The sequence below is a fragment of the Acinetobacter sp. FL genome, from assembly GCF_040744925.1.
GTDB lineage: Bacteria > Pseudomonadota > Gammaproteobacteria > Pseudomonadales > Moraxellaceae > Acinetobacter > Acinetobacter radioresistens.
The window spans coordinates 648240-673878 of record NZ_CP160437.1; the positions used below are offsets into that span (position 1 = coordinate 648240).

Annotated in this window: 25 protein-coding genes; 13 read left to right on the forward strand and 12 right to left on the reverse strand. The window is 43.6% G+C overall.

All coding sequences use genetic code 11. The features are described from left to right. Window positions 1-5: 5 nt before the first annotated feature. From ABZP31_RS02965 to ABZP31_RS02975, 3 genes are read right to left on the reverse strand one after another with little or no spacing between them, the layout of a single operon-like run. Window positions 6-797 (reverse strand): enoyl-CoA hydratase-related protein, encoded by a 792-nt coding sequence (locus ABZP31_RS02965; RefSeq protein ID WP_005404326.1) that lies wholly within the window; start codon window positions 795-797, stop codon window positions 6-8. Window positions 798-806: 9 nt separating this feature from the next. Then, a complete protein-coding gene (locus ABZP31_RS02970) occupies window positions 807-2414 on the reverse strand; it encodes a carboxyl transferase domain-containing protein (RefSeq protein WP_005404325.1) in 1608 nt (535 codons plus the stop codon). A gap of 33 nt (window positions 2415-2447) precedes the next feature. Next, entirely contained in the window at window positions 2448-3620 is a 1173-nt protein-coding gene (locus ABZP31_RS02975) for an isovaleryl-CoA dehydrogenase (protein ID WP_005404324.1), read from the reverse strand. Window positions 3621-3773: 153 nt separating this feature from the next. Here ABZP31_RS02975 and ABZP31_RS02980 point away from each other — a divergent pair, with 153 nt between their 5' ends. The 4 genes from ABZP31_RS02980 to ABZP31_RS02995 all read left to right on the forward strand — a co-directional run bounded on the left by ABZP31_RS02980 (window position 3774) and on the right by ABZP31_RS02995 (window position 8470). Then, the gene (locus ABZP31_RS02980) at window positions 3774-4406 is read left to right on the forward strand and encodes a TetR/AcrR family transcriptional regulator (RefSeq protein ID WP_005404936.1); all 633 of its coding nucleotides are present in this window, start codon (window positions 3774-3776) and stop codon (window positions 4404-4406) included. Between the two features lie 151 nt (window positions 4407-4557). Continuing rightward, window positions 4558-6243 (forward strand): AMP-binding protein, encoded by a 1686-nt coding sequence (locus tag ABZP31_RS02985; protein WP_005404322.1) that lies wholly within the window; start codon window positions 4558-4560, stop codon window positions 6241-6243. 235 nt (window positions 6244-6478) lie between these two features. After that, window positions 6479-7678 (forward strand): peptide antibiotic transporter SbmA, encoded by a 1200-nt coding sequence (gene sbmA, locus ABZP31_RS02990; protein WP_005404320.1) that lies wholly within the window; start codon window positions 6479-6481, stop codon window positions 7676-7678. Window positions 7679-7975: 297 nt separating this feature from the next. Then, window positions 7976-8470, forward strand: a complete 495-nt coding sequence (locus ABZP31_RS02995; RefSeq protein WP_005016006.1) for a hypothetical protein — start codon at window positions 7976-7978, stop codon at window positions 8468-8470. Window positions 8471-8512: 42 nt separating this feature from the next. Here the strand turns inward: ABZP31_RS02995 and yddG are convergent, their stop codons facing one another. Together yddG and ABZP31_RS03005 are read right to left on the reverse strand one after the other, a co-directional pair. After that, on the reverse strand, window positions 8513-9448 hold the full coding sequence (gene yddG, locus ABZP31_RS03000; protein WP_005404319.1) for an aromatic amino acid DMT transporter YddG: 936 nt from the start codon (window positions 9446-9448) through the stop codon (window positions 8513-8515). A 110-nt stretch (window positions 9449-9558) separates the two neighbouring features. Beyond that, window positions 9559-9786, reverse strand: coding sequence for a hypothetical protein (locus tag ABZP31_RS03005; RefSeq protein WP_039900692.1), 228 nt, complete (start codon window positions 9784-9786; stop codon window positions 9559-9561). Between the two features lie 320 nt (window positions 9787-10106). Between ABZP31_RS03005 and ABZP31_RS03010 the strand changes: the two genes are divergently transcribed. After that, window positions 10107-10376: a hypothetical protein gene (locus tag ABZP31_RS03010; protein WP_147554592.1), complete on the forward strand. Its 270-nt coding sequence runs from the start codon at window positions 10107-10109 to the stop codon at window positions 10374-10376. 2 nt (window positions 10377-10378) lie between these two features. After that, window positions 10379-11350: an LPO_1073/Vpar_1526 family protein gene (locus ABZP31_RS03015; RefSeq protein ID WP_005404318.1), complete on the forward strand. Its 972-nt coding sequence runs from the start codon at window positions 10379-10381 to the stop codon at window positions 11348-11350. 26 nt (window positions 11351-11376) lie between these two features. Here the strand turns inward: ABZP31_RS03015 and gatB are convergent, their stop codons facing one another. From gatB to gatC, 3 genes are read right to left on the reverse strand one after another with little or no spacing between them, the layout of a single operon-like run. Beyond that, complete coding sequence (gene gatB / locus ABZP31_RS03020; protein ID WP_005404317.1) at window positions 11377-12852, reverse strand: Asp-tRNA(Asn)/Glu-tRNA(Gln) amidotransferase subunit GatB; 1476 nt, start codon at window positions 12850-12852, stop codon at window positions 11377-11379. Beyond that, window positions 12852-14330 carry an Asp-tRNA(Asn)/Glu-tRNA(Gln) amidotransferase subunit GatA gene (gatA, locus tag ABZP31_RS03025; RefSeq protein ID WP_005404316.1) on the reverse strand — a complete coding sequence of 493 codons (1479 nt, stop codon included), beginning with the start codon at window positions 14328-14330 and terminating at the stop codon, window positions 12852-12854. The genes gatB and gatA overlap by 1 nt, the downstream gene beginning before the upstream one ends. Window positions 14331-14381: 51 nt before the next feature. Next, the gene (gene gatC, locus ABZP31_RS03030) at window positions 14382-14696 is read right to left on the reverse strand and encodes an Asp-tRNA(Asn)/Glu-tRNA(Gln) amidotransferase subunit GatC (RefSeq protein WP_005015990.1); all 315 of its coding nucleotides are present in this window, start codon (window positions 14694-14696) and stop codon (window positions 14382-14384) included. 130 nt (window positions 14697-14826) lie between these two features. Between gatC and ABZP31_RS03035 the strand changes: the two genes are divergently transcribed. The 6 genes from ABZP31_RS03035 to ABZP31_RS03060 all read left to right on the forward strand — a co-directional run bounded on the left by ABZP31_RS03035 (window position 14827) and on the right by ABZP31_RS03060 (window position 19573). Then, window positions 14827-15867 carry a rod shape-determining protein gene (locus ABZP31_RS03035; protein WP_005015988.1) on the forward strand — a complete coding sequence of 347 codons (1041 nt, stop codon included), beginning with the start codon at window positions 14827-14829 and terminating at the stop codon, window positions 15865-15867. 15 nt (window positions 15868-15882) lie between these two features. Then, a complete protein-coding gene (mreC, locus tag ABZP31_RS03040) occupies window positions 15883-16740 on the forward strand; it encodes a rod shape-determining protein MreC (RefSeq protein WP_005015986.1) in 858 nt (285 codons plus the stop codon). Continuing rightward, entirely contained in the window at window positions 16727-17218 is a 492-nt protein-coding gene (mreD, locus tag ABZP31_RS03045) for a rod shape-determining protein MreD (RefSeq protein ID WP_005024886.1), read from the forward strand. Before mreC ends, mreD begins: the two co-directional genes overlap by 14 nt. Beyond that, window positions 17206-17772 (forward strand): Maf-like protein, encoded by a 567-nt coding sequence (locus tag ABZP31_RS03050; RefSeq protein ID WP_005404315.1) that lies wholly within the window; start codon window positions 17206-17208, stop codon window positions 17770-17772. The genes mreD and ABZP31_RS03050 overlap by 13 nt, the downstream gene beginning before the upstream one ends. Before the next feature lie 38 nt (window positions 17773-17810). Beyond that, window positions 17811-19265 (forward strand): ribonuclease G, encoded by a 1455-nt coding sequence (gene rng, locus ABZP31_RS03055; RefSeq protein WP_039900683.1) that lies wholly within the window; start codon window positions 17811-17813, stop codon window positions 19263-19265. A gap of 134 nt (window positions 19266-19399) precedes the next feature. Further along, complete coding sequence (locus tag ABZP31_RS03060; protein WP_005015969.1) at window positions 19400-19573, forward strand: PA1571 family protein; 174 nt, start codon at window positions 19400-19402, stop codon at window positions 19571-19573. A 36-nt stretch (window positions 19574-19609) separates the two neighbouring features. Here ABZP31_RS03060 and ABZP31_RS03065 read toward each other — a convergent pair whose 3' ends face one another. Together ABZP31_RS03065 and ABZP31_RS03070 are read right to left on the reverse strand one after the other, a co-directional pair. Next, window positions 19610-20995, reverse strand: coding sequence for a wax ester/triacylglycerol synthase family O-acyltransferase (locus ABZP31_RS03065; protein WP_248132706.1), 1386 nt, complete (start codon window positions 20993-20995; stop codon window positions 19610-19612). Window positions 20996-21193: 198 nt separating this feature from the next. Further along, complete coding sequence (locus ABZP31_RS03070; RefSeq protein ID WP_005015964.1) at window positions 21194-21928, reverse strand: phosphoadenylyl-sulfate reductase; 735 nt, start codon at window positions 21926-21928, stop codon at window positions 21194-21196. 199 nt (window positions 21929-22127) lie between these two features. Here ABZP31_RS03070 and thrH point away from each other — a divergent pair, with 199 nt between their 5' ends. Further along, window positions 22128-22745, forward strand: coding sequence for a bifunctional phosphoserine phosphatase/homoserine phosphotransferase ThrH (gene thrH / locus ABZP31_RS03075; protein ID WP_367156891.1), 618 nt, complete (start codon window positions 22128-22130; stop codon window positions 22743-22745). A gap of 69 nt (window positions 22746-22814) precedes the next feature. Here the strand turns inward: thrH and ABZP31_RS03080 are convergent, their stop codons facing one another. Further along, complete coding sequence (locus tag ABZP31_RS03080; protein WP_367156892.1) at window positions 22815-24035, reverse strand: OmpP1/FadL family transporter; 1221 nt, start codon at window positions 24033-24035, stop codon at window positions 22815-22817. Between the two features lie 308 nt (window positions 24036-24343). After that, window positions 24344-25636, reverse strand: a complete 1293-nt coding sequence (locus ABZP31_RS03085; protein WP_005015959.1) for an OmpP1/FadL family transporter — start codon at window positions 25634-25636, stop codon at window positions 24344-24346. Window positions 25637-25639 lie beyond the last annotated feature (3 nt).

Here is a 25639-nt window from a genome sequence, read left to right on the forward strand (position 1 = left end):
TAGCCTTAAGCGCACCAGTGTGGTGTACGTTTTTCCAAAAAGGCACTCAGGCCTTCTTGTGCCTCTTCGCCCAGCCGTAATCTTGCGATATGAGTTGCGGTCTGCTGCATAAGTTCAGGAGTCAGTTCCTGTTCGGCTACAGTGTCGATCAGTTGTTTGGAGGCCGTTTGTGCCTGCGGGCTACCTAATAGCAGCTGTTCAATTATTTGTTGAATGCCTGTATCCAGTGCTTCGGCACTATAGACTTCATGAGCCAGTCCGATGGCTTTAGCCTGCTGTGCTGAAAGCCGCTCAGCAGTTAAAAAGTAACGTGAAGCCTGACGCGCACCAATGGCCCGAATCACATAGGGACTGATGGTAGAGGGAGCCAGTCCCAAACGTACTTCAGAGGTTGCAAACATTGCGTTTTCGCTGGCAATACATATATCACAGGCCGAGGCCAGGCCTAACCCGCCTCCTAGTGCTGCACCATGCACACGGGCAATGGTGGGCTGTCTAAGATGAGCCAGTTTATGCAGCATGGTGGCCAGCTTCATGGCATCCTGCTGGTTCTCTTCACTACTAAAATGACGGGCTGCTTTCATCCAGTTCAGGTCTGCGCCAGCAGAGAAATTTTTGCCGCGGCCTGCCAGTATTACCACACGAGTATTCACGTTTTGCTCAAGTGCATCAAAACACTGGTTGAGCTCGGCAATTAATTGTGCATTAAAGGCATTGTGCAGTTCTGGACGGTTTAGCCAGATATAGGTGGCTCCATTAGGCTGCTCTTCAATTTCAATCAGTTCAAAATGCTTCATGAATCTCTCCTACATGCGGAATACGCCAAAATGGGTTTCTTCAATTGGAGCATTCAAGGCCGCGGACAAACTGAGTGCAAGTACCTGACGGCTTTGTGCAGGATCAATTACCCCGTCATCCCACAGTCGGGCAGAGGCATAATAAGGATGGCCCTGGCGCTCGTACTGTTGTCGAATCGGATTTTTGAACTCGTCTTCCTGCTCGGCAGTCCAGTTTTCGCCTTTGCTCTCAATGGCATCGCGGCGTAAAGTGGCAAGAACACTAGCAGCCTGCTCGCCACCCATGACCGATATACGTGAATTGGGCCATGTCCACATAAAACGTGGTGAATATGCGCGGCCACACATGCCATAGTTTCCGGCCCCAAACGAGCCGCCGATTACCAGCGTGATTTTAGGAACTTTGGCTGTAGCAACTGCCATGACCAGTTTGGCACCATGTTTGGCAATTCCTTCATTTTCATACTGGCGGCCAACCATAAAGCCGGTAATATTCTGAATGAATAGCAGTGGAATTTTGCGTTGTGTACACAGCTCAATAAAATGTGCGCCTTTCTGGGCAGATTCGGAAAAGAGAATGCCATTATTGGCAATAATTCCAACTGGCATACCATACAGATGAGCGAAGCCTGTAATAAGCGTAGTTCCAAACCGTGCCTTGAATTCATCGAAGCGTGAACCATCAACAATTCGTGCAATGATTTCCCGTACATCAAAAGGTTTGCGGCTGTCACTCGGAATAATGCCATATAGCTCTTCGGCATCAAATAATGGTGATTCAATCTCTTTTAGCTGAAGCTGTGCTGCTTTTTTCCAGTTCAGGTTGGCTACAATCCTGCGGGCGATTCCAAGTGCATGCAGATCATTTTCAGCCAGATGGTCGGCAACACCGGAAAGACGGGTATGGACATCGCCACCGCCGAGATCTTCGCTAGTAACCACTTCGCCTGTGGCTGCCTTGACCAGTGGCGGGCCACCCAGAAAAATTGTGCCCTGATTACGCACAATAATAGTTTCATCCGACATGGCCGGTACATAGGCGCCCCCTGCGGTACAGCTGCCCATGACCACTGCAATTTGCGGAATGCCTTTGGCAGACATCTGTGCCTGATTATAGAAAATCCGGCCAAAATGGTCGCGGTCTGGAAATACTTCATCTTGGAGAGGCAGGAAAGCTCCACCCGAGTCTACCAGATAGATGCAGGGCAGCCGGTTCTGCTCGGCAATTTCCTGGGCCCGAAGGTGTTTTTTGACTGTAAGCGGATAATAGGTACCGCCTTTAACTGTGGCGTCATTGGCAATAATCATGCACTGTACACCATGCACCTGACCAATACCGGCAATTACACCGGCAGAAGGTACATCATTGTCATACAAGCCATAGGCAGCCAGCTGACCAATTTCCAGAAAAGGGCTGCCTGTATCTAGAAGGCGTTCAATACGCTGACGTGGTAGCAGTTTACCCCGGGCCAGATGTTTTTCTCGGGCTTTTTCTCCACCACCCAGCTGGATTTTGGCAGCCAGCTGGTTTAGGTCATCGACCAGTTCCTGCATGGCCTGCTTATTCTGTTTGAATTCTTCACTGCGGCTATTCATCTTGATTGCAATCTGGTTCATGGCAGTCATCCTTGTGCATTAAGGTTAAAGGGATCAGGCTGTTTCGTTGAACAGCTCACGGCCAATCAGCATGCGTCGGATTTCTGAAGTGCCGGCACCGATCTCATACAGTTTGGCATCGCGCCATAAACGCCCTGTAGCAAAGTCATTGATATAACCATTACCACCTAAAGTCTGAATTGCTTCACCGGCCATCCAAGTGGCTTTTTCAGCCGAATATAAAATGGCGCTCGCTGCATCTTTACGCAGAGCACGGCCATGATCGGCACGGTCACAGGCTTGACCTACGCTGTATACCAGAGCCTTGCAGGCCAGCCAGGTCGAATACATATCGGCAATTTTGCCTTGCATTAACTGGAACTCGCCTAGTGCCTGACCGAACTGTTTACGTTCATGCAGGTAGGGCATCACAATATCCAGACAGGCATCCATAATGCCAAGTGGGCCGCCGCTTAGTACAGCACGTTCATAATCAAGTCCACTCATGAGTACCTTGACACCATTGCCCACTCCACCCAGTACATTCTCGGCGGGTACTTCACAGTCATCAAAAAACAGAGGGTAAGTGTTAGAGCCGCGCATCCCCAGTTTGTCCAGGTGCTGGCCATGACTAAAGCCTTTCATGTCTTTTTCAATTAAGAAGGCCGTCATACCTTTGGCACCTGCCTGCAGATCGGTTTTGGCATAGACCACCAATACGTCAGCATCACCGCCATTGGTGATCCACATTTTTGAACCATTTAATACATAGCGGTCACCTTTCTGGTCAGCACGAAGTGTCATACTTACCACGTCCGAACCGGCATTCGGTTCAGACATTGCCAGCGCTCCTACATATTCACCAGATACCAGTTTTGGCAGGTAACGCTGTTTCTGTGCTTCAGTACCATGACGGTGAATCTGGTTGATACAGAGGTTAGAATGTGCACCATAAGACAGGCCAATAGATGCACTGGCCCGCGAGATTTCTTCCATGACCAGAATGTGTGCCAGATAACCCATATTACTGCCGCCGTACTCTTCAGAAACGGTCATGCCCAACAGGCCCATGTCACCCATTTTCTTCCAGAGTTGCGCTGGAAACAGATTATCCTGATCGGCCTTGGCCGCAAGAGGCGCCACTTCCTTTTTTGCAAAGTTCTGAACCGATTCCTGTAGGGCCTTTAGGGTATTATCTATTCCAAAATCAATTGTTTGTAAATTCATTCTCTACCATCCTGTAGAACTGTATTTGTTATTTCGCAGCTATATTTTTTGTGACCTGAGTTCACAATACAATTATTTTTTAAAAAAGTGAACCTTTATTCATAAAATGATTTATAATTCATTTTAAGGCGTGAAGTAAATAATATTTTTCTTATGAACTATAAAAGATCTTCTCTGATGGAAGAACGGATGGCACAGAACCGGCTGGCCATTTTACAGGCTACACGTGACCTGACTGCTCGTGGGGGATTTAAAGATGCCCAGATTAATGCCATTGCAGAACTGGCTGGTATTTCAAGCGGTCTGGTCTATCGTTACTTTAATTCAAAAAACCAGTTACTCGTGGAAGTCCTGACCGACGCTGCCATGCAGGAAATCCGCATTCTTGAGTCCATTTACCGGGAAGACCTGCCGCCAAAAGAAAAACTGTTTAAGGCAGTTACAGCCTTTGTAAAACGCGCACTTACCGGACCGCAGCTGGCTTATTCACTCATCTTCGAACCGGTGGATGTGGCTATCGAAATTGAGCGTGTACGGGTTAAGCAGCTAATTAAGAATGCCATTATTGATATTTTGAAAGAAGGGCAGGAAAGTGGAGATTTTAGTTTTGACGATGTCAATACCGCAGCCCTGTGTATTGTTGGTGCCATGACTTTTGCTGTAGTCGAGCCGATTGACCCGGCTCGCCGTAAAAAGTTTGATAAGCAGGACTTTGTCCGTTATGTAGCCGAGTTCTGTCTGCAGGCAGTCGTTCGTGCACCTCAACCGGTACAAGGAGAAAATTAACACCTAAACATGCCTGTTGTATGGATAAGAAAGAACTGAACAAAGAATTGCACATAACAATACGTAAAACACAATGAAAACCGGGGTCATGTATCGACCCCTAATAACAATCTGAAAAACACAATGACAATGAATCAAGGAGTAGGATTCAATGACAGATACACAATTAAGTTATGCATCTGGTGCAAGTGAGCAACCTTTACTAGGCATGACCATTGGACAGAAATTTGATCAGGCATGTGCGCAATATGCTGCACAGGATGCCGTTGTCTCGGTTCACCAAAATCGTCGCATCAGTTATGCAGAATTGAGAACACTGGTTGATGCCTTTGCCTGTAACCTGCTTGAGCTGGGACTAAAAAAAGGTGATCGCCTTGCAATCTGGGCACCCAACTGTGTGGAATGGACTATTGCACAGTTTGCCACGGCTAAGGCAGGTATCATTCTGGTTAATCTGAATCCATCTTATCGCAGTCATGAACTTGAATATGTGCTCAACAAGGTGTCCTGTGTTGGCCTGATTATGGCAGTACAGTGCAAAACAAGTAACTTTAAGGAAATTTTACTCAAGATTGTTCCTGAGCTGCATGAAACTCAAAGCCGTGAACTGTCTTTACAGCGACTGCCGCATTTAAAACATCTGATAAAAATTGATGATCAGGCTCATCCTGCTTTCCACTGTTTCGATGACTTACTGACTTCACCTACCTCAGAGCAGTTGCAGGCGCTGCAAAATATCGGTCAGGAATTACAATTCGATGAAACTATTAATATCCAGTTTACATCTGGTACTACCGGTAACCCCAAAGGGACCATGCTGACCCATAACAATATTCTGAATAATGGCTATTTTGTTGGTGAACGAATTTTACTTACTCCACAGGACAGGGTATGTATTTCGGTACCACTATTTCACTGTTTTGGTATGGTCATGGGAAATCTGGCCTGTGTAACTCATGGTTCTGCAATGGTCTATCCATGTGATGTGTTTAATCCACTTAGCAGTTTAAAAGCTATTGAACAGGAAAAATGTACGGCTGCTTATGGTGTGCCTACTATGTTTATTGCCATGCTGGAACATGAGCAGTTTAATGAGTTTGACCTGAGCAGCCTGCGTACCGGAATTATGGCGGGCAGTCCGTGTCCGCGTGAGATTATGCAGCGTGTGATCGACCGCATGCATATGTCACAAGTAACCATATGCTATGGCATGACTGAAACCTCGCCGGTAAGTGCCCAGAGTATGGTAGATGACCCGATTGAAACTAGGGTCAATACAGTGGGACGCATACATCCGCACGTAGAAATCAAGATTATCGACCGTAACGGCAAGATTGTACCGCGTGGCAAACTTGGCCAGCTATGTACCCGGGGCTATTCAGTCATGCTGGGCTATTGGGAAGATGAAGAAAAAACTAAAGAAGTGATTGATCAGACTGGCTGGATGCATACCGGAGATCTGGCGGAAATGGACCAGGAGGGTTTTATCCAGATTAAGGGCCGTATTAAAGATGTCGTCATTCGGGGAGGGGAAAACCTGTTCCCTAAAGAAATAGAGGATTTTTTATATACTCATCCCGATGTGTCTGATGTACAGGTTGTAGGTGTACCTGACCAGAAATATGGTGAAGAACTCTGTGCCTGTATTATCCTGCATCCGCATAGTAATACCAGTGAAGAAATTATCCGACAGTACTGCAAGGAACATATCTCCCACCAGAAAGTGCCGCGTTATATCCGGTTTGTAACAGCTTTTCCTTTAACGGCTTCAGGCAAAGCCCAGAAATATAAAATCCGTGAAATGATGCAACAGGAACTCAATTTAAAGGTTTCCTAATCTGGTACACTTATAAAAAGCAGGGCACTCGCCCTGCTTTTTGTAATTTGGGATATTTAGCATCTTAAATACTGATGCTGACAGTCAAAGAAGAAGTGCTGGAAACCTGCTATAGAAAAAAATAATGAACCAAAAATGACCGGTGCATTCATCAAGAGACTGGTACTTGGCCAGCCACACGTGTAATTTATTAGTTCAATGCCGTTTATAAAAAATAAAAGGAATCACAGGTTGCATGTTTAAATCTTTTTTTCCACAACCCAAAGTATTTTTTCTGTCATTGCTGTTCTGGTTCATGGTCAACCTGCTACTCTGGTATGTAGCAGGCGGACGGGAGTGGGGAAGCTGGCTGGGCTTTCCAGCAGATTATGCTCAGGCTGAACTGCCCATTGGGGTTAGCCGGTTCTGGTCTCCGGCATTTCTCTGGTTTTACCTCTGGTTCTTCGTAGCTACTGTGATCTTTGCCATTTTTTGGCGGTTTAAAGCAAATCATCCCTGGCAGCGCTGGTCGGTATGGGGCTCGGCATTTATTCTGTTTAATATCTGGTTTAGCGTACAGGTCAGTGTAGCTATTAATGCGTGGTATGGGCCATTTTGGGATTTAATTCAGCGAATGCTGAGTAGCGGTGGCGGTAATATCCGTGACCTGTATATGGGTACCTTGACCTTTTTATATATTGCCATGGTAGCAGTGACCATTATGGTCATTAATGCTTTCTTTACCAGTCATTATATTTTTCGTTGGCGTACCGCAATGAATGAATACTATACCGCGCATTGGGACCGGTTACGTCATGTTGAAGGAGCATCACAGCGGGTTCAGGAAGACACCATGCGTTTTGCCACTATTATGGAAGATTTAGGGGTCGAGCTGATTAAAGCGGTTATGGTTCTGGTTGCATTCCTGCCGATCTTATTTGAGCTCTCCCGGCATGTACCGGAATTGCCGCTGGTGGGGCAGGTAGAACACTCACTAGTCTGGGCAGCCATTGTCTGGGCTATCTTTGGTACGGTTCTGCTCATGGTGGTGGGCGTCAAGTTACCGGGCCTTGAGTTTAATAACCAGAAAGTTGAGGCAGCTTACCGTAAAGAGCTGGTATATGGTGAAGACTATGCAGACCGAGCCCAGCCGGCAACCTTAAAAGAGCTGTTTTCCCGCGTACGCCAGAACTATTTCCGTTTATATTTTCATTACGCCTATTTTAATCTGGTGGCAACCTGGTACCGCCAGCTTGATATCCTCTACAGTCTGGTCGTGCTTTTCCCTGCTATTGCAGCCGGCAAGATGACTTTGGGCCTGATCAACCAGATTGGTAATGTTTTCGATAAAGTCCGTGAATCATTTCAGTATCTGATTATGTCCTGGAAAACGATTATCGAGCTGTTATCGATCTATAAACGTCTCAAGACCTTTGAAGCCGTATTAGATGATTAAAGTGCTTTTACTCCACCCGCTTCGGCGGGTTTTTTTAATATAAAGAATCTGGTCAATTCCCTATATACCGGTTTTGCTGACTATAAGCCGCAGTCTGTTATTACGCTACAGTACCCTGCTTATAGTGATTAAGGAATTAGAAAACTTTTGATGTTTACGGAACATTGTCTTCATGGTTTCTCTATAAACTTTCTAATGCACCTATTTACACAGTCATAACAGGTAAACCAGCAGCCGGTATGCTACAAATAAACGGTTTTATATAATTGGCCCAATATTAAAAAGCAGGGAAATACTATGGCGCTTATATCCTTGAGCAAGTTTCGCGGACTTTTTATAGGGGCAACCTTACTAGGGGCCTCTCAGATTGCATTGGCTGGCCCAACGGTGGATCAGCTCAGTAACTGTTTGATGAAATCGACCACCCCCACCGATAAAACCGTAGTTCTGCAATGGACCTTTGTGGCATTGGGCAATCATCCCGACTTAAAGGCCTTTAGTAATGTGACTGCGACACAAAAGGAAGCATTAGATAAGAATCTGGCCACTGTGCTGCAACGCATACTGGTAGAGCAATGTTCGGCACAGACCAAGGCGGTGATTCAGACTGAAGGTTTGCAGGCGGTGGGAGATAGTTTTCAAGAGTTAGGCAGTATTACAGGTGAAGAAATTCTTAAAACGCCTGAAATTAAACAGCAGCTTAATGGTGTTCTGAAATATGTAGATTTGAATAAGCTGGTAACAACTTTCTTGACGCCGGATCTTTGGAATAAGTTGGGTGTTACCCGTTAAAATCTCGGATAAAAATAAGTTGTATAAGTAAAAAGCTGCGGTTCAAGTTTGTCTTAACCGCATCGTGATAAAACGTTGTTTAAGCTCATGCCAATTGGTCGAAATCCAGCACACAAAAGAACCCAAAGTCACCATGATTGCCCCAAGCCAAAAGGTTTTCGATAGGGGCGTTTGTAAAATCCACATCGACATGATGGATGAAAATATTGGGCTGAAATAAGACAGCGTGACCAGCATGGTGATATTGCCTCGGTTAATGCCAATATTCCATGCGGCATAACCTAAACCTGTCACGGTAGAGACCATCAGCATATACATCAATGTTGTGGCATCGATCTGAACTATGTGTGTCAATTGCTCAGGATGTAGTACCAGCATTTTGAGCCACAGCACTAGACTGGTGGCAATAAAAAAGAGGCTAATCGGATTATGTCCCTGACTGTATTTTTTAGTCATCACACAATACAGTGACCATAAACTTGCGCCTACAAATGCCAGTCCATAACTCAGCGGATTACTTTGCATATGGCTAATCACCGCAGCAAGATCAATCGCACCATTCCCGGTTTGAATATAGAACACGCCTGCAAGGCTAATCCCTAAACCTAAAATCACCCACTTATTGAAGTTCAGTTCTTTAAATAGAATCAGCATCAAGATGGTCATACTTGGCCACAGGTAATTGACCAAGCTGATTTCTATGGCTTGTTGTGCGTTTTGGGCAAGGGCAATGGCATAGGAAAAGCAGATTTCATAGACCACAAATAATGCCGTTGCACCAAAGAGATATTTGCGTGGAATGATTTTCAAGTTGGGAATGCGAAATAGGGCAAACAGCAGTACCGCACTTAAGCTATACATAAACAGCACAGCTAAATCTGCACCAATATTTGCACTAACTTTTTTGAGTAAACCCACGATAGACGACCACTGTAAGATGGCACTAAAGCCGATCAGGGTGGCGAGGTTCTTGGACATGTTAGTGAGCGGGATGGGAGAATGCGCAGATTCTATTCTAATTAATCAATTTCCAATATGGGAAAAGTGGCATTTTCTGAGCAGATTTCAAATTTCCGTTAAGAATAGCTTTATGATTTGAATATCCCGATGATGAGTTTAATGATCCAGAAAATCGGTGTAAAAATTAGCTCGATACCATCGGAAAGGTTGGCTAACTTGGAGTCTCGACTGCTTCGAGTTTTAGAGGGTGTAGTGATTTTGCTACGGGACTTGGGATGAAGCAGAAGCAAGATAATGAGCAGAATAAAGATCCCAAGACCAAAGAAAATATAGAGCTGTAATTGTTCAGGTGTCATTTTTATTTTTCTTCGGTTTGTTTTTGATTTTATAGCATGTTTTAAATCCTCTCCCTAGTCCTCTCCTTTAAAAAAGGAGATGGAACATCACGTATCGATTTGATTACACGACAAAATCCCCTTTTTTCAAAGGGGGATTTAGGGGGATTAGCGAACTTTGGTAAGTCCTAAGTCTTCGAGTTTGGCGATAGAGGATACTTTTTTGAAGGTCATTATTTAATATAAAGCAGTAAATGAATATTGGGGATTCAGGAAACTTTCTATAATTACCACAAGATTTTGATATAAAATAATTTTATTTGATAATTAAACGAAGTAGTTTGAAAATTTTATATCTGTTAGTCGCTATTGCTTGGGTTTTGACAGTAGGCAGCGCAATTTATTTTAAAATTGATTGGATAGGTTATGATTACAACACATGGGCTATTATATTCTCGGCTTTACATGGCTTGTTGGCAGCTATAATTGCGATGTTCGGAAGCAATTCGGTAGTTAGAAATTCAGCGAAAGCTTCTAACGGCTCAACAGTTATTCAGGCAGGCCGTGATATAAAATTAAAGGAAAAAGTTAAAAGTAAGAGTGAAAAGTAAGAATGTTAGAAAAGGTTAAAATGGAGGCAGAGGCTTCAGAAAATAGTACTGTTCAGCAAGCAGCTCGAGATATTTATAATGGCCCAACTTTATTGCAAATTATAGAAACTATTGACTACCAGATAGAAAAAAGAGTTCCTGAACTGTTACTAGTACATGGCCCACAATTAATAGAAGCTGAAAATCAAAAAGTACAAGCAGAAATTCAACAATTTAAGCAAAGTATAAATACAATGCTAGAGTCAAAACTCACCACTAGTTCTAACTCTGATCAAGAAGCGATAAAAATTCTTTCAAAAGTGACAGATGCAAATTTTCAATATCTATTTCATGAGGGACTAAAAAATATTATTAGGAGAAAAGAGAATTCGTCTAAGCAACTCTTAATTGAACTATTATCAAAAAAATTAGATTCAGATGAAGCAGATGATAATAGCTATATTCTTGATGATGCAATTGAGACATTAAGTAATATTTCAAAAAATCAAATCAATTTTTTAGGTTTTTTAACTGCTATTAGAAATTTGACTATTAATATTACATATCAAGGAGAGGATTTTAACTGTCGAAATTTGGTAAGTATGTTAAATCAAAAAGGCTTACGACAAGATGAGATCGAAAAGATTAAAAATCTTTCTTTTACAGAGTATTTGAAAGGCTTAAATACTTTAACTGAATATTTTTTAAGTCTTTATCCCGCTTCTGTTGATGTTGATTATTTGGCATCAAAGGGTCTAATATTTACGGAAACTAAATCATTTACATTAAAGAGTACTGATTTAATTCTTCAAAATCTATATGGGACTGAAAATTTCGAAAATCTCGAAAAAAATCTGGATATTTTAGTTCCTCGACTATCTATGTTACTTAACCACTATGGAGTTAAGAGTGTCGATGAATTACCCGCTTATAGTAGTAAAGGGCTAATAATCGGAAATATTATTTTTAATAAATTTCTAAAAAACCCGCTCTAAAGCGGGTTTTTTAGAAAAAGATCAGATTAACCAATCAATTTTTTCATTAATTCATTTACTTGTGCAGGGTTGGCTTTACCCTTAGACGCTTTCATCACTTGACCAACAAGACCGTTGAAAGCTTTCTCTTTACCAGATTTATACTCTTCAACCATCTTCTCGTTGGCAGCAAGTACTTCCTTAATAATTGCTTCAATCGCGCCTGTATCAGTTTCCTGTTTCAAGCCTTTTTCCGCAATAATTTCGTCCGCAGTTTTGCCTTCTTCCCACATAAAGCCGAACACTTGTTTTGCGATTTTACCGCTAATCGTGTTGTCCACAATACGTGCAATCATACCGCCAAGTTTTTCAGCCGATACAGGAGAGTCAGCAAGGTCTAAACCTGCTTTATTCAAAGCACCTGAGAATTCACCCATTACCCAGTTCGCCGCAATCTTACCTTGTGCAGCACCACCAGCAGCCTTAACGACTTCCTCATAGAACTCTGACATTTCACGTGTCAGCGTTAATACGTGCGCATCATACTCAGTCATGCCAAAGTCAGCCACGAAACGCGCACGACGTGCAGCAGGAAGCTCAGGCATGGTCGCTTTAATCGCTTCAATTTGCTCGTCAGCAATGATCACAGGCAACAAGTCAGGGTCAGGGAAGTAGCGGTAATCGTTCGCTTCTTCTTTCGAACGCATAGAACGCGTTTCCATTTTCACAGGGTCGAATAAACGTGTTTCTTGGTCAATCGTGCCATCCCATTCAAGGATTTCCATTTGACGTTCGATTTCCACGTTAATCGCTTGTTCAATGAAACGGAATGAGTTGAGGTTTTTCAACTCACAACGTGTACCGAACGGTTGACCCGGACGACGTAAAGACACGTTACAGTCGGCACGGAACGAACCTTCTGCCATGTTACCGTCAGAGATCCCTAACCAACGCACTAGCGTGTGAATCGCTTTAATGTAGGCAACCGCTTCTTCAACTGAGCGCATATCGGGTTCAGATACGATCTCTAAAAGTGGTGTACCAGCACGGTTCAAGTCGATGCCTGACATACCTTCAAACTGGTCATGGATTGATTTACCAGCATCTTCCTCAAGGTGCGCACGCGTCACGCCAATGCGTTTAACTGTACCATCTTCAAGCTGGATGTCGATATGACCCAAACCCACAATCGGATTATCCATCTGGCTGATCTGATAGCCTTTTGGAGAATCCGGGTAAAAGTAGTTTTTACGTGCAAATACAGACGCCTGGTCGATGTAGGCATCAATACCCAAACCAAAGCGAATCGCTAAATCCACCACTTCTTTGTTGAGTACTGGCAATACGCCCGGCATGGCCAGATCAACCAGGCTGGCTTGTGTATTTGGGTCTTGACCGAATTCAGTCGATGAACCTGAGAAGATTTTCGATTTGGTCGCAAGCTGAGTGTGAATCTCGATCCCAATAACGACTTCCCAACCATCAATCAGGTTAGATTTTGGTTTAGCAGTGTTCTTAGCCATTATGCGTTCTCCTCAGCAATTGCCGCACGTTGGGTGTGCCAGTCGGTTACCTGCTGATACTGGTGTACTACAGACAGCAGTTGTGACTCAGACCAGTAATTACCAATCAGTTGCAGGCCTACAGGCAGCTGGTTGGCATCGAAACCAATTGGCGCATTAATAGCTGGCAGACCAGCAAGGTTGACCGCAAGGGTATAGATATCGCCCAGATACATGGCTACCGTATCTTGTGCAGCACCCAGCTGATAGGCAGTAGTCGGTGCGCTTGGAGCCGCAATGACATCGACCTGTTCAAAAGCTTTCAGAAAATCCTGCTGAATCAGGCGACGAACTTTCTGGGCTTTGACATAGTAAGCATCATAATAACCGGCTGACAGGGCATAGGTTCCAATCAGGATCCGGCGCTGGACTTCTGTACCAAAACCTTCCGAACGCGAACGTTTGTAAAGATCCATCAAGTCCACCGGATTTTCACAGCGATAGCCATAACGCACGCCGTCATAACGTGACAGGTTGGATGAGGCCTCGGCCGGAGCAATCAGATAATAAGTCGGAACGTAAGCCTCAGTCATGTTCAGGTCAATTTCAACCAGAATCGCGCCCATTTCTTCGAGCTTTTTCAACGACTCTTCAACACGCGCTTTTACTTCAGCATTCAACCCATCAACCTGAAAATACTGCTTAGGAATACCAATACGTAAACTTTTAACAGAAGCTGTATTCAAGTTGGCTACATAATCGTCGACTTCCTGATTCATGGAGGTCGAGTCTTTTTCATCATGGCCGGCCATGACATTCATCAAATAAGCACAGTCTTCAGCAGAACGTGCCATCGGGCCACCTTGGTCCAGTGACGAGGCATAGGCAATCATTCCGAAACGGGATACACGGCCATAGGTAGGTTTCAGACCGGTAAGTCCACAAAAAGATGCAGGCTGACGGATTGAACCCCCAGTATCGGTGCCGGTGGCAAACGGAGCAAGATCTGCTGCCACAGCCGCTGCCGATCCACCCGATGATCCGCCCGGTACACAGCTTAAATTCCACGGGTTTTTGGTCGCACCGTAAAATGAATTCTCGGAGGTTGAACCCATAGCGAATTCATCCATATTCACTTTACCCAGTGTGACCAGACCGGCTGCTTTGCCCTTGGCAACTACGGTAGCATCGTAAGGGGAAATAAAGTTATCCAGCATTTTAGAGCCGGCAGTGGTTTTAATACCTTGAGTACAGAAAATATCTTTATGTGCGATAGGCACGCCGGTAAGTACAGTTGCGTTACCGGTTTTAATCGCAGCATCAGCAGCATCAGCTTGAGCCAGTGCCTGTTCGGCAGTTACAGTGACATAGCTGTTAACCTGCGCATCAATTTTTTCAATACGGTTTAAATAGTGCTGAGTCAATTCGCGCGAGGAAAACTGGGCTGTTTTTAAGCCTTCGGCAAGTTCACGAATCGATAAACGATGTAAATCAGTCATGAGTTAAATTCTTTTAGGTTCAGTTTTGAAGTACAGAAGTTGACCAGATAATTATTCAATTACACGTGGAACCAGATACAGGCCCGCTTCAGTAGCTGGGGCAACTGCCTGATATTCTTCACGATGATTGGTTTCAGTCACAACATCCTGACGTAATGGCTGAGGGTGATCAAATGGACTTTTTAGCGGTTCAACACCCTCAGTATCGATTGCTTTTAAGGTATCCATCATGCCTAAAATTTTATTTAGACTTTGAGCATATTCAGCAGATTGCGTATCATTGAGCGAAAGACGTGCAAGATTGGCGATTGCTGAAACTGTTTGTGCATTTAAATCTGCAGAATGCTGAGCATCCGGTGTAGACATACCATCACCTAATCAGTATTAAAAAATTCAAAATATCGTGCGTTATAATAAGCGATTGACTTGTTCAACGCACTACATTTAGTTAAAGTTGCCACCTTGCGTCCACATAAAGTTTAACTGAGAACGACCCGTGATTCTAAAACGACTAATTGGCTTGTTTTCGCCGGATCTAGCCATTGATTTAGGTACAGCAAATACACTTATTTATGCACCAGGGCGGGGCATCATTCTGAATGAACCGACAGTTGTCGCGATCCGTCACAGTGGTTCACAGAAAATTGTTGCCGCCGTAGGCCTGGATGCGAAACAGATGCTTGGACGTACCCCGGCAAATATTTCTGCCATACGTCCGATGAAAGATGGCGTAATTGCCGACTTTGAAGTAACTGAGACCATGCTGAACCAGTTCATTGGCAAAGTCCATGAGAAGCGCCTGTTTCCACCTGCACCACGTGTTGTGGTGTGTGTACCATGCAAATCGACACTGGTTGAGCGTCGTGCTATCCGTGAAGCGGTATTTAATGCAGGTGCGCGTGATGTCCGCCTGATTGAAGAGCCGATGGCGGCTGCAATCGGTGCAGGTATGCCGGTTGAGCAGGCGTGTGGTTCTATGGTGGTTGATGTTGGTGGTGGTACTACTGAAATTGCGATTATTTCCCTACAGGGTTGTGTGTACGCAGATTCTTTACGTATTGGCGGTGATGTTTTTGATGAGCAGATCATTAATTATGTGCGTAAAGCACATGGTTGCGTGATTGGTGAAACGACTGCCGAACTGATCAAAAAAGAAGTGGGTATGGCGATCGGAGACGGTACAACACTTGAAATCGAAGTGCGTGGCCGTAACCTGGCTGAAGGCGTTCCCCGTTCAATTACCGTAACCTCTGATGAAATTACTCAGGCCATTGCTGATCCGCTTTCCAATATTGTCAGTGCAGTGAAATCGGCACTCGAACAGACTCCACCAGAGCTGTCCTCTGATATTGCCGAGCGCGGAATTGTGCTTACAGGCGGTGGTGCATTGCTTCGTAATCTGGACAAACTGCTGGCTCAGGAAACCGGACTGCCTGTTATGGTTGCAGAAGATCCACTGACCTGTGTGACTCGCGGTGGCGGTAAGGTACTCGAATTCTTCGATAACCCGAATCATGACATGCTGTTTGTAGGTTAAGTTAGGAACCAGGCGGTGCAACCGAATCTTTTTTCAAGACAACCGCCATCTTTTCGCTCATTCATCATAGCGGTGATCACCTGCCTTATTGTGCTGTTTTTTGACTGGCGCATGCCGCATGTGGTGCAACCTGCCAGGGAAGTCCTGTACGCTGCATATAATCCTATTTATGCACTGGCAAGCTATCCCGTGTTGTCGAGAGAATGGCTGAGTCAACAAACCAAATCTGAAGCCCAGCTGCGCCGTGAAAATACTGCGATGCAGGCCGAGCTGTTACAGGCTCAGGTGCGTCTGCAGAAATTGTCAGAGCTCTCTGCCGAGAATACACGTTTACGCGGTCTGCTCGATACGCCACTTATTATTGATGGTCGTATGGAAATTGCAGAAGTCATCGGTACTGATGCTGATCCCTTACGACATATCATTATTATTAACCGGGGAGCCAGCAATCAGCTCAAGGTGGGGCAGACTGTGCTGGATGACCGTGGAGTAATGGGGCAGATCATTGATGTCTATCCGCATTCTAGCCGTGTAATGTTGCTCTCGGACAAGGAGCATTCGCTATCTGTACGTCTGGAACGGACCGGTATGCGTGCCATTGTGGCAGGAACAGGTGATCTCGGGCTGCTGAAAATGGAATACGTGCCGACCAGTGCAGATATCAAACCGGGAGACAAAATCTATACTTCAGGGTTAGGTGAACATTTTCCGGCAGGTTATCTGGTGGGTACCGTATCTAAAGTCAGACGCCATAATTCAGGTGAGTTCGCCCAGATTCAGGTGGTTCCAGCTGCACAGCTGGCTGGTGGACATCATGTGGTGATCCTGTTTTCGGACTCTCTGGCGATGGAGCAACCCTATGCCAATCGCTAAGTTGCGTTATGAAAAGCGTAAAGATCCATTGATTGTCATTATCCTGTCAGTCATAGTCGGGTCAGTATTAATGGTCTATCCACTGTCTTATGACATTTCCGGATGGCGGCCATTATTTATGCTAATGATCATGCTTTTCTGGATATTGTGTCAGCCAAGCTGGACAGGTGTCTGGTTTGCCTTTGCAGTGGGCATTTTTACAGACTTGCTACGTGATGCGCCCTTGGGAATGAATGCACTCAGTTTTGTGCTGATCACCTTTGTCGTACGCTGGTTTACCCGTGAACGCCGGATTTTAACCTTTGGCAATTTATGGGTACTGGCAACGCTAGCAATTTTTGCCCATCTGCTGTTTACCTGGTTCACCCAGGTTATGGCCGGGCTGCATTTTTCAATTGCACGGCACTGGCAGCCATTGCTTAGCAGTATTTTGTGCTGGCCAATCCTTTATTACCTGCTGCGAAAATGGCGCATCTGATTCTGGCCTCAAGTTCGCCAAGGCGACAGGAGCTGCTCAGACAATTAGGACTGGAATTCGATATTCACAGTCCTGATATTGACGAGAGCACAAGAGCAGGTGAAAGTGTTCCTGAGTATGTAGAGCGTCTGGCTCGTCAAAAAGCACAGGCAGTACTCGCACAATATCCTGAATCTGTAATTATTGCTGCCGATACCAGTCTCGGGCTGGATGGTACCATTATTGGTAAACCTGAATCGAAGCAGCATGCCTTTGAAATCTGGTCAAAATTATCTGGCAGACACCATGATGTTTTTTCAGGGGTCTGTATTGCCACATCCCGGCAGATTTCGAGTATAGTGGTACATACCCAGGTTGAATTTCAAACACTCAGTCCAAACGATATGGAGCGTTATTGGGCGACCGGAGAGCCAGAAGGCAAAGCGGGTGCATATGCCATACAGGGCATTGCAGCGCAATATATTCTCCGGATTTTTGGCAGCTATACCAATGTAGTCGGGTTGCCGTTACATGAAACAATACAGTTATTAAAAGCAGTTAAGGCACTAAATTAACCGCTGGAAAGAATTTTTATAATGTTTTGAGTTTTAGTATGTCTGATGAGCTACTCATTAATGTTACCCCTATGGAATGCCGGGTCGCATTAGTTGAAAATGGTACGGTCAATGAACTGTTTGTTGAACGGACTGTCAAGCGTGGTCTGGTAGGAAATATCTATAAGGGCAAGGTAGTCCGTGTATTGCCTGGCATGCAGGCCGCTTTTGTCGATATCGGCCTTTCACGTACAGCCTTTTTACATATCAATGACATGATCTGGCCCCGCAACCAGCCTACTCCCAACGTATTTGAATTATTACAGCCCGGCCAGATTCTGACGGTGCAGGTCATGAAAGATATGCTGGGTACTAAAGGCGCGCGGCTGTCTACTGACCTTTCAATTCCTTCCCGCTATCTGGTACTGATGCCATTTGGAAATCATATTGGTGTTTCACAGCGGATCGAATCAGAAGAAGAGCGTGACCGGCTGCGTTCACTGATTGAGAAAATTCAGCAACAGCACGATTTACCTGGTAGCGTAATTGTGCGTACGGCAGCCGATGGCGTCGATGAAGCAGATATTGCCCAAGATATGGCCTACCTTGCCAAGCTTTGGGAATATATTCAGCGCAAACAGCGTGCTACCACTGTCCCATCTCTGATTTTTGAAGAATTACCTTTGCCTCAGCGTGTTATCCGTGATTTGGCCAATGAAGAAACTGCCAAAATCTATATTGATTCACGGGAAATCTATACCAAACTCAGCGAATTTATTGAAGAGTTCGTACCGGGTATGCAAGATCGTCTGATTCACTACCCAGGTGAGCGCCCACTTTTCGACTTGTATAATGTCGAAGAAGACCTGCAAAAAGCCTTGCAGACACGAGTGGCCTTAAAATCAGGTGGCTATCTGATGATTGACCAGACTGAAGCCATGACTACTATTGATGTTAATACAGGTTCCTATGTGGGCGGCCGTTCACTTGAAGATACGGTCTTTAAAACCAATATGGAAGCCACTCAAGTGATTGTCCGGCAGTTACGACTACGCAACTTGGGTGGCATCATTATTATTGATTTTATTGACATGCAGGAAGCGACCCACCGCAATGAAGTCATGCACCAGTTTGAAAAAATGCTGGAACGGGATCATGCCAAAACTAAAATTACACAAGTTTCCGAATTGGGACTGGTAGAAATGACCAGGAAACGAACTCGGGAGTCTTTAGAACATCTATTATGTGAAGCTTGCCCAACCTGTCAGGGACGGGGATATGTGAAGACAGCAGAAACAGTATGTTACGAGATATTTCGAGAAATTATGCGCTATGCTCGGGCATTTGAATCACAAAGTGGCTTTACAGTAGTTGCCCATCCTGCGGTCATAGACCGTCTATTAACAGCAGAAGCACCAGCAGTGGCGGATTTAGAGCATTTTGTAAATCGGGTAATTAAGTTCCAGGTCGAAAATCTGTATACGCAAGAGCAATATGACATCATCTTAAGCTAAAGTTGTAACAGAATTTCGCTTAATCCTTGTTACAACTGAAATTTTACTTTCATGCATGAATTTTCAATACTAGATGCATTGGGTAGCCAAAGACTTTTCTCCCCTATGTAGTCTTAGCAAATGAGGTAAATGACATGAATGTTAGCGAAAGAATTATTCATAAAGGTTTTCAACACGTACTTGATTCAAAAAAAGTGAATACATGCTATATGCTTGATGATGATGGTCGAGAAATCCAGATTACTACTGCGATGATCCGCTCGGTTTGTCACCAGCTTTTAAAACAGTGCCGTACTATTAAAAAATAAGGGGCCTAATTTAGCCCCTCAATTTTCTATTGTCCTTTAACCTGTTACAGTCAGATTTTTCTCAAACGTTTCAGCTTCAATCAGTGATTCAAAACGTTGTATTTCATCTTCCAAATGGGTAAGCAGATTCTGCATTTTGGGTAATGCATTGCGACAGGCGATTAAGCCGACCTCGAGTTTGTCCAGATAACTGGTCATGGTAATATTTAAAGCTTGTCCATCCAGTACAATCGAAGCAGGAAAAAGTGCATCCAACTTTGCACCATTCCAGTACAAGGGTTCACGTGGACCCGGCACATTAGAAATTACCAAGTTAAAGGCCTGACGTTTAGGCATCATTCCTGAAAGTATATTAAGTCCTGCGGCAGAGTATACCAGTGCGCTGTAATTCAGAATCTGACCTGACGTCATCCGTTTAAAGCGCTGTTTAGCATTCAGTACACTCCGGCGAATAGTTTCCAGTCGTTTCAGTGGATCTGCCTGATGTGTACCCAGATTGGCCAGAATCATGGTAATCCGGTTGCTCACATCTGAGTCATCATCCCGGATAGAAGCTGGAACCATGGCAATTAATGGCTTCGCCGGTAAACTGTTCTGGCTAAGAAGATATTCACGTAAAGCACCCGAACACACTGCCAGAATTACATCATTAATAGTTACATCCAATGCACTTGCGATACTACGTAAACGGTTCAACTCAAAAGATTGTGCTGCAAAACGTCGTGAAGCACTGACCCGCTGATTGAGTATACTTTTCGGTGCCTGAAAGCTGGAAACATAGTGCGGATTACGGCCCATATCTTTCATCACTGTCTGTGACAGTTCATACATTACTTTAGGTACAGCTTCAAACTGGTCTTTAAGTAACCCAAGAATTTTCTTTGTACTTCCTTTTTTAGCTTCTTTAAGGCGTTTGGCTCGTGGGCCTTCTACGCACCATGGCGGTACAATACTTTTAGCCAGCTGGTCCTTAGATAGTGATTTTTCAACCAGTCGCATTCCTGCAATTCCATCAACCATGGCATGATGAATTTTGAAGTACATAGCAAACCGGTTGCCTTCAATGCCTTCAATAATATTACAGGTCCAGAGCGGTTTTGCGCGATCAATAAGTGTACTATGTTCTTGAGAAATATAAGCTAATAGTTCGCGAATACGTCCTGGATGAGGCAGTGAAATATGGCGGAAGTGATGATCCAGATCAAACTCTTCATCTTCATCCCAAAACAGGCCACTTAGCCGGTTATTAAAGGGTGGTACCGGAATTGATTTTGAGTTACGAATATCCTGTACCAGATCTTGTATAAAAGTCGCGGGTGCATGTTCAGGAATTTCAAACAGGAATAGACCGCCTACATGCATGGGCTGTTGACGTTTTTCTAATGATAAAAAAATGAAATCAATTGGGTGTAATGGACGCATAGCGTTGATTGCCTCACTGCAATGGATCTGTCAGCTCTTATTGAGCTGCTCATTGTTAGAATTATAGGACACGCGTTACAGTATATAATCTTTCAGTCCAGACGCAGCATAAATTTATGTGAATTCATCAGTTAAATAAAAACCGCTCAATTAACTGTTAAGACTCTCAGTTAGGTATGAGCGGTTTTTTGACTGATATTACTTCTTTAAATTACCAGCATGCAGACCACATTCTTTATGGGTGGCTTCTTCCCACCACCAGCGCCCTTCACGTTCATGCTGATTTGGTAAAACAGCTTTAGTACAAGGTTCACAGCCGATTGAAATAAAACCACGTTCATGCAGGGCATTATATGGAATTTCCATTAAACGGATATAACTCCAGACATCACTGCTTGACCAGTTGGCCAGCGGGTTATACTTGATTAACTGTTTACCCGGCCCAGAAAAACCTGTGTCTGCCTGAACTACTGGTATTTCAGTACGGGTTCCCGGACTCTGGTCACGACGCTGACCGGTAATCCAGCCATCTAAAGTCGCTAGTTTCTTGCGTAACGGCTGAACTTTACGAATACCACAGCATTCCTGATGGCCATCAACATAGAAGCTAAACAGGCCTTTACGATTTACCATATCGAGTAAGGGTTCTGCTTCAGGAAAACAAATTTCAATTTCAATGTTGTAATGATTGCGGACTTTTTCAATAAACTGATAGGTTTCTGAATGCAGTCGGCCAGTATCCAGACTGAATACCCGAAATGGTTTTCCCAAACGGGAGGCCATATCAATCAGAACTACATCTTCAGCCCCTGAAAATGAAATAGCAATTTCACCTTCCTGACTCAAGGCAAGTTCCAGAATCTCGCTTGGAGATTTGTCAGCATATTCAGATGCCAAGGCATCCACTATATCAATGGTTGGGATAGCGGTCATGAAGGCTCCTGGCTCAAAGGCTTGGACGCTGTAAAAATATATATTCACTAAAGTGCAATACATTTTAAGGGAAATGAAATAAGCTGCTTAGCACATTAACTACAAAGCTTATGAATAAAACTGATTAATAAACAGTTGCGCAAAATATAACGGGTTAATGCTATGATAATCCGATTTTTTTATGATGCTTGGAGAATTCATGGAAATTGTATGTCTCGATCTTGAAGGGGTATTAGTCCCGGAAATCTGGATTAACTTTGCAAAAAAAACAGGGATTAAAGAACTAGAAGCCACTACTCGAGACATTCCTGACTACGATGTCCTGATGACCCAGCGTTTAAATATCTTAAAGCAGCATGGTTTAGGTTTAAATGATATTCAGGCCGTGATTGCAGATATGGGTCCATTACCCGGCGCCAAAGAATTTGTAGAGTGGGTCCGTATCCATTTCCAGCTGATTATTTTATCTGATACTTTTTATGAATTTGCCCATCCATTGATGCAACAGTTGGGCTGGCCTACTATTTTTTGTCACAAGCTGGAAACAGATGAAAAAGGCATGATCACTGCCTATAAATTACGTCAGCCAGACCAGAAACGTGAGGCAGTAAAGGCACTCCACAACCTGAATTTCCGTGTAATTGCAGCAGGGGACTCGTATAATGATACAACCATGCTGGGTGAAGCAGACCATGGTTTCCTGTTTGATGCGCCAGAAAATGTAATCGCTGAGTTCCCGCAGTTCCAGGCAATTCATGGTTACGCTGCTTTAAAAGAGGCAATCCGTTCAGTGTCACTGCGCGATATTCCAGTTTAAGATTTTATAAATAAGCTTAAAAAAGGGCACTTGAAGCGCCCTTTTTCTATAAATTGTCTAATGAGATTTTTAGAATTTGTAACCAATATTTAGACCATAAGCGATAGCATGATTACTTTCAAAAGTACCTGCCGCCGTATGAGCACCTGTTACTGCATCAGCATCACCTAACCAGAAGTATTTTACACCTGCACCAATAAAGTAATTTTCAGCCGGTGAAAAACGTACGCCTGTACCTATACTCCAGTAACCTTCAGTTGGGCCTAGAGTTGTTACAGGATTACCTGCACCAGAATCCCAACCTACTGATACATTACCTGCCCACAGATCATTAAATTTACGACCTACACCGACCGTTGCTGAAATCTGATCATCTTTATAGTCAATCAGATTAAAGCCATTTGGTTTGCCAAGAGCTGGAGTTGATTGACCAAGGACTTGCGATAACTTGCCGAATTTATAAGGTTGAACTGCAAACTTGGACCATTCTACCCATCGTACATTGGCAAATGCGACAGTATTTTCCATAATGCCCGTTTGAAAATCGATATTAACTGACTGTGGCGTGGTTAATTCAGTACGTCCAGAAGTAGCACTAATCTGGTTCATTGCACCATCAAGTCGAGGATTACCAGTGAGTCCTGCCGCGCCAAAATTCTCATAAGCATTCATATCATGCTCAATTTCAGAACGATAGGTTATAGCAGCTTTTAGGGCAATCTCAGGAATTTGATAAGCAATACCAGCCAGCCAGCCTACCGATTCGTCTTCACCTGTTTTTAAATCATATCCATTGAAGGCGCTATAAGCATTACCGCGTAATTTCACCGTACCATCAACTGTCTGATAAACAGCACCTGCATATAAATTCCAGTTTTGAGTAGGCTGATAGCCAATCAGAAAATTCAGGTTTTGAGTATCTACTTCAACGGTAGTACCACCTTTAAATGGAACCATACGGTTTTCAACAAAGTTATTATTTCCTTTGTACTCGGCGTCAGCACCAAATGGCTGATCATAGATCAGACCAAGTGAAATTTTATCAGTAGCCTGAATTTTCAAAGCCGCTGATGGGAAATAGTAGTCACCAGCCATATCACCAGCAACATTCCCATTTGCGTCAGTACCTGAAACATCAGGATCAAGGATAGAAATACCTGTCTCAAAATAGTTTCCAGGCTGTAAAAATGCCTGAATAGATTGACCTGAACGGTCTAAACCACCCGCATTAACCGCAGTGAGAGGGAGTGAGCTAAGAAGAATAGCGGAATAAATTTTATTGAGCTTCATGGTCTTTCCCTGATGCCATCTGTAACAAAAAAGTTGAAGGAAAGTAACACAAAACAAAAAAGAGTAAATGCTCAGCTCGGTCTAAAAAATGAACTGATGAATGCAAGAAACATACTTGATTAGAGTAAAAAGACTAAGAATACTGATGTATATAAATGATTTATAAATAAAAAATTAGAGTAAATGTTTTAAAAATATACCAAGTAAAACCGAATTTTTTTGGCTAAATTAGCAACACTTGAAATTTGTATAGTAGAGTAGTAATAGAAAAGCTACCGCAAGCGATAGCCTTTCTAAAATAATTTACCTTAGAAACGATAACCAATTTTTAGACCATAACCCCAAGCATCGTTATCTTCAAAATCAGCTACATATGAATTAGAACCGAAATCAGATGCAGCTTGAGCTTTTGCATCGCCTAACCAGAAATATTTCACACCGCCCGCAATAAAGTAGTTTTGTGCAGGGCTAAATTGTAGACCTAAACCAAGATTCCAATAGCCTTCTGTTGGGCCTAAAGTAGAAACTGGATTACCAGCACCTGAATCCCAACCTACAGAAACGTTACCTGCCCATTGTTCAGAAAATTTACGGCCTACGCCTAGAGTAGCTGAGATTTGATCATCAGTATAAGAAACAATATCAAAGCCATTTGGATTATTAGGAGTAGCACCTGCCGCGCCTAAAGCTCTTGAAACTCGTTCAAACTGCTGTGGACGAATTGAGAAATCCTTCCAGTTGACCCAGCGTACGTTAGCAAAGGCTACTGTATCTGCCATAATACCGCTTTGGAAATCAAGGTTTACAGACTGAGGAGTAGAAATTTTAGTATTTGTATTTACATTATAAAGCGCAGCAGCAGGGTTTTGCGTTACTAAAGCTAAAATATCACTATGACCATATTCATTTGTTTTCAAATCATGATCAATTTCAGAACGATAAGTTAGTGATGCTTTTAGAGCAATTTCAGGAATCTGGTAAGCAATACCCGCTAACCAACCTACAGCACTATCGTCTTCCATTGTAGCATTGTATTGACCTAATGCAGTTGTACTGCCATATGCTAGACCACGTAATTGAACATTACCTTCAACTGACTGGTATACAGCACCACCATAAATATTAAAATTTTCAATAGGTTGATAACCTACAAGCATAGTAATATTTTCTGATTTAACTTCTACTTCTGTACCTTCTGTTCCATTATGGAAAACACCACCAGCTAAAGGATTTAAATAAGTATCAGTAGGGTAAGTTGCTTTCGCTCCAAATGGCTGATCATAAATTATACCAAATGAAAAATTATCAGTTAACTGAAATTTTAATGCTGCACTTGGAAAATAATAATCATCACCCATTTCGCCAACTGAGGTGCCTCGATAAGCAGGAGCTAATGGTGCGGCAGCTCCTCCTGGCGTCCAATTATTTTGAACTTTACCAGAAACTGATGGATCAAGAACAGAAATTCCGGCTTCAAAATAATTACCTGGCTGTAAGAATGCAGAGATCGACTGACCTGAACGATCTAAAGCTGCTGCAAATACCCCAGTTGCAGGTAGCATTGCTAAAATCATTGCTGTGCTAAGAGTTTTTAATTTCATTCT

Excerpts from the sequence above, each read along its gene's own strand:
- ABZP31_RS02995 (WP_005016006.1), top strand. The coding sequence starts at position 7,976 with ATGGCGCTTATATCCTTGAGCAAGTTTCGCGGACTTTTTATAGGGGCA.
- ABZP31_RS03070 (WP_005015964.1), bottom strand. The coding sequence starts at position 21,928 with ATGACCGCTATCCCAACCATTGATATAGTGGATGCCTTGGCATCTGAA.
- ABZP31_RS03015 (WP_005404318.1), top strand. The coding sequence starts at position 10,379 with ATGTTAGAAAAGGTTAAAATGGAGGCAGAGGCTTCAGAAAATAGTACT.
- ABZP31_RS03065 (WP_248132706.1), bottom strand. The coding sequence starts at position 20,995 with ATGCGTCCATTACACCCAATTGATTTCATTTTTTTATCATTAGAAAAA.
- rng (WP_039900683.1), top strand. The coding sequence starts at position 17,811 with ATGTCTGATGAGCTACTCATTAATGTTACCCCTATGGAATGCCGGGTC.
- ABZP31_RS02985 (WP_005404322.1), top strand. The coding sequence starts at position 4,558 with ATGACAGATACACAATTAAGTTATGCATCTGGTGCAAGTGAGCAACCT.
- gatC (WP_005015990.1), bottom strand. The coding sequence starts at position 14,696 with ATGTCTACACCGGATGCTCAGCATTCTGCAGATTTAAATGCACAAACA.
- sbmA (WP_005404320.1), top strand. The coding sequence starts at position 6,479 with ATGTTTAAATCTTTTTTTCCACAACCCAAAGTATTTTTTCTGTCATTG.
- yddG (WP_005404319.1), bottom strand. The coding sequence starts at position 9,448 with ATGTCCAAGAACCTCGCCACCCTGATCGGCTTTAGTGCCATCTTACAG.
- thrH (WP_367156891.1), top strand. The coding sequence starts at position 22,128 with ATGGAAATTGTATGTCTCGATCTTGAAGGGGTATTAGTCCCGGAAATC.
- gatA (WP_005404316.1), bottom strand. The coding sequence starts at position 14,330 with ATGACTGATTTACATCGTTTATCGATTCGTGAACTTGCCGAAGGCTTA.
- ABZP31_RS02975 (WP_005404324.1), bottom strand. The coding sequence starts at position 3,620 with ATGAATTTACAAACAATTGATTTTGGAATAGATAATACCCTAAAGGCC.
- ABZP31_RS02970 (WP_005404325.1), bottom strand. The coding sequence starts at position 2,414 with ATGAACCAGATTGCAATCAAGATGAATAGCCGCAGTGAAGAATTCAAA.
- ABZP31_RS02980 (WP_005404936.1), top strand. The coding sequence starts at position 3,774 with ATGAACTATAAAAGATCTTCTCTGATGGAAGAACGGATGGCACAGAAC.
- ABZP31_RS03060 (WP_005015969.1), top strand. The coding sequence starts at position 19,400 with ATGAATGTTAGCGAAAGAATTATTCATAAAGGTTTTCAACACGTACTT.
- ABZP31_RS03050 (WP_005404315.1), top strand. The coding sequence starts at position 17,206 with ATGGCGCATCTGATTCTGGCCTCAAGTTCGCCAAGGCGACAGGAGCTG.
- ABZP31_RS03080 (WP_367156892.1), bottom strand. The coding sequence starts at position 24,035 with ATGAAGCTCAATAAAATTTATTCCGCTATTCTTCTTAGCTCACTCCCT.
- ABZP31_RS02965 (WP_005404326.1), bottom strand. The coding sequence starts at position 797 with ATGAAGCATTTTGAACTGATTGAAATTGAAGAGCAGCCTAATGGAGCC.
- ABZP31_RS03005 (WP_039900692.1), bottom strand. The coding sequence starts at position 9,786 with ATGACACCTGAACAATTACAGCTCTATATTTTCTTTGGTCTTGGGATC.
- mreD (WP_005024886.1), top strand. The coding sequence starts at position 16,727 with ATGCCAATCGCTAAGTTGCGTTATGAAAAGCGTAAAGATCCATTGATT.
- gatB (WP_005404317.1), bottom strand. The coding sequence starts at position 12,852 with ATGGCTAAGAACACTGCTAAACCAAAATCTAACCTGATTGATGGTTGG.
- ABZP31_RS03085 (WP_005015959.1), bottom strand. The coding sequence starts at position 25,636 with ATGAAATTAAAAACTCTTAGCACAGCAATGATTTTAGCAATGCTACCT.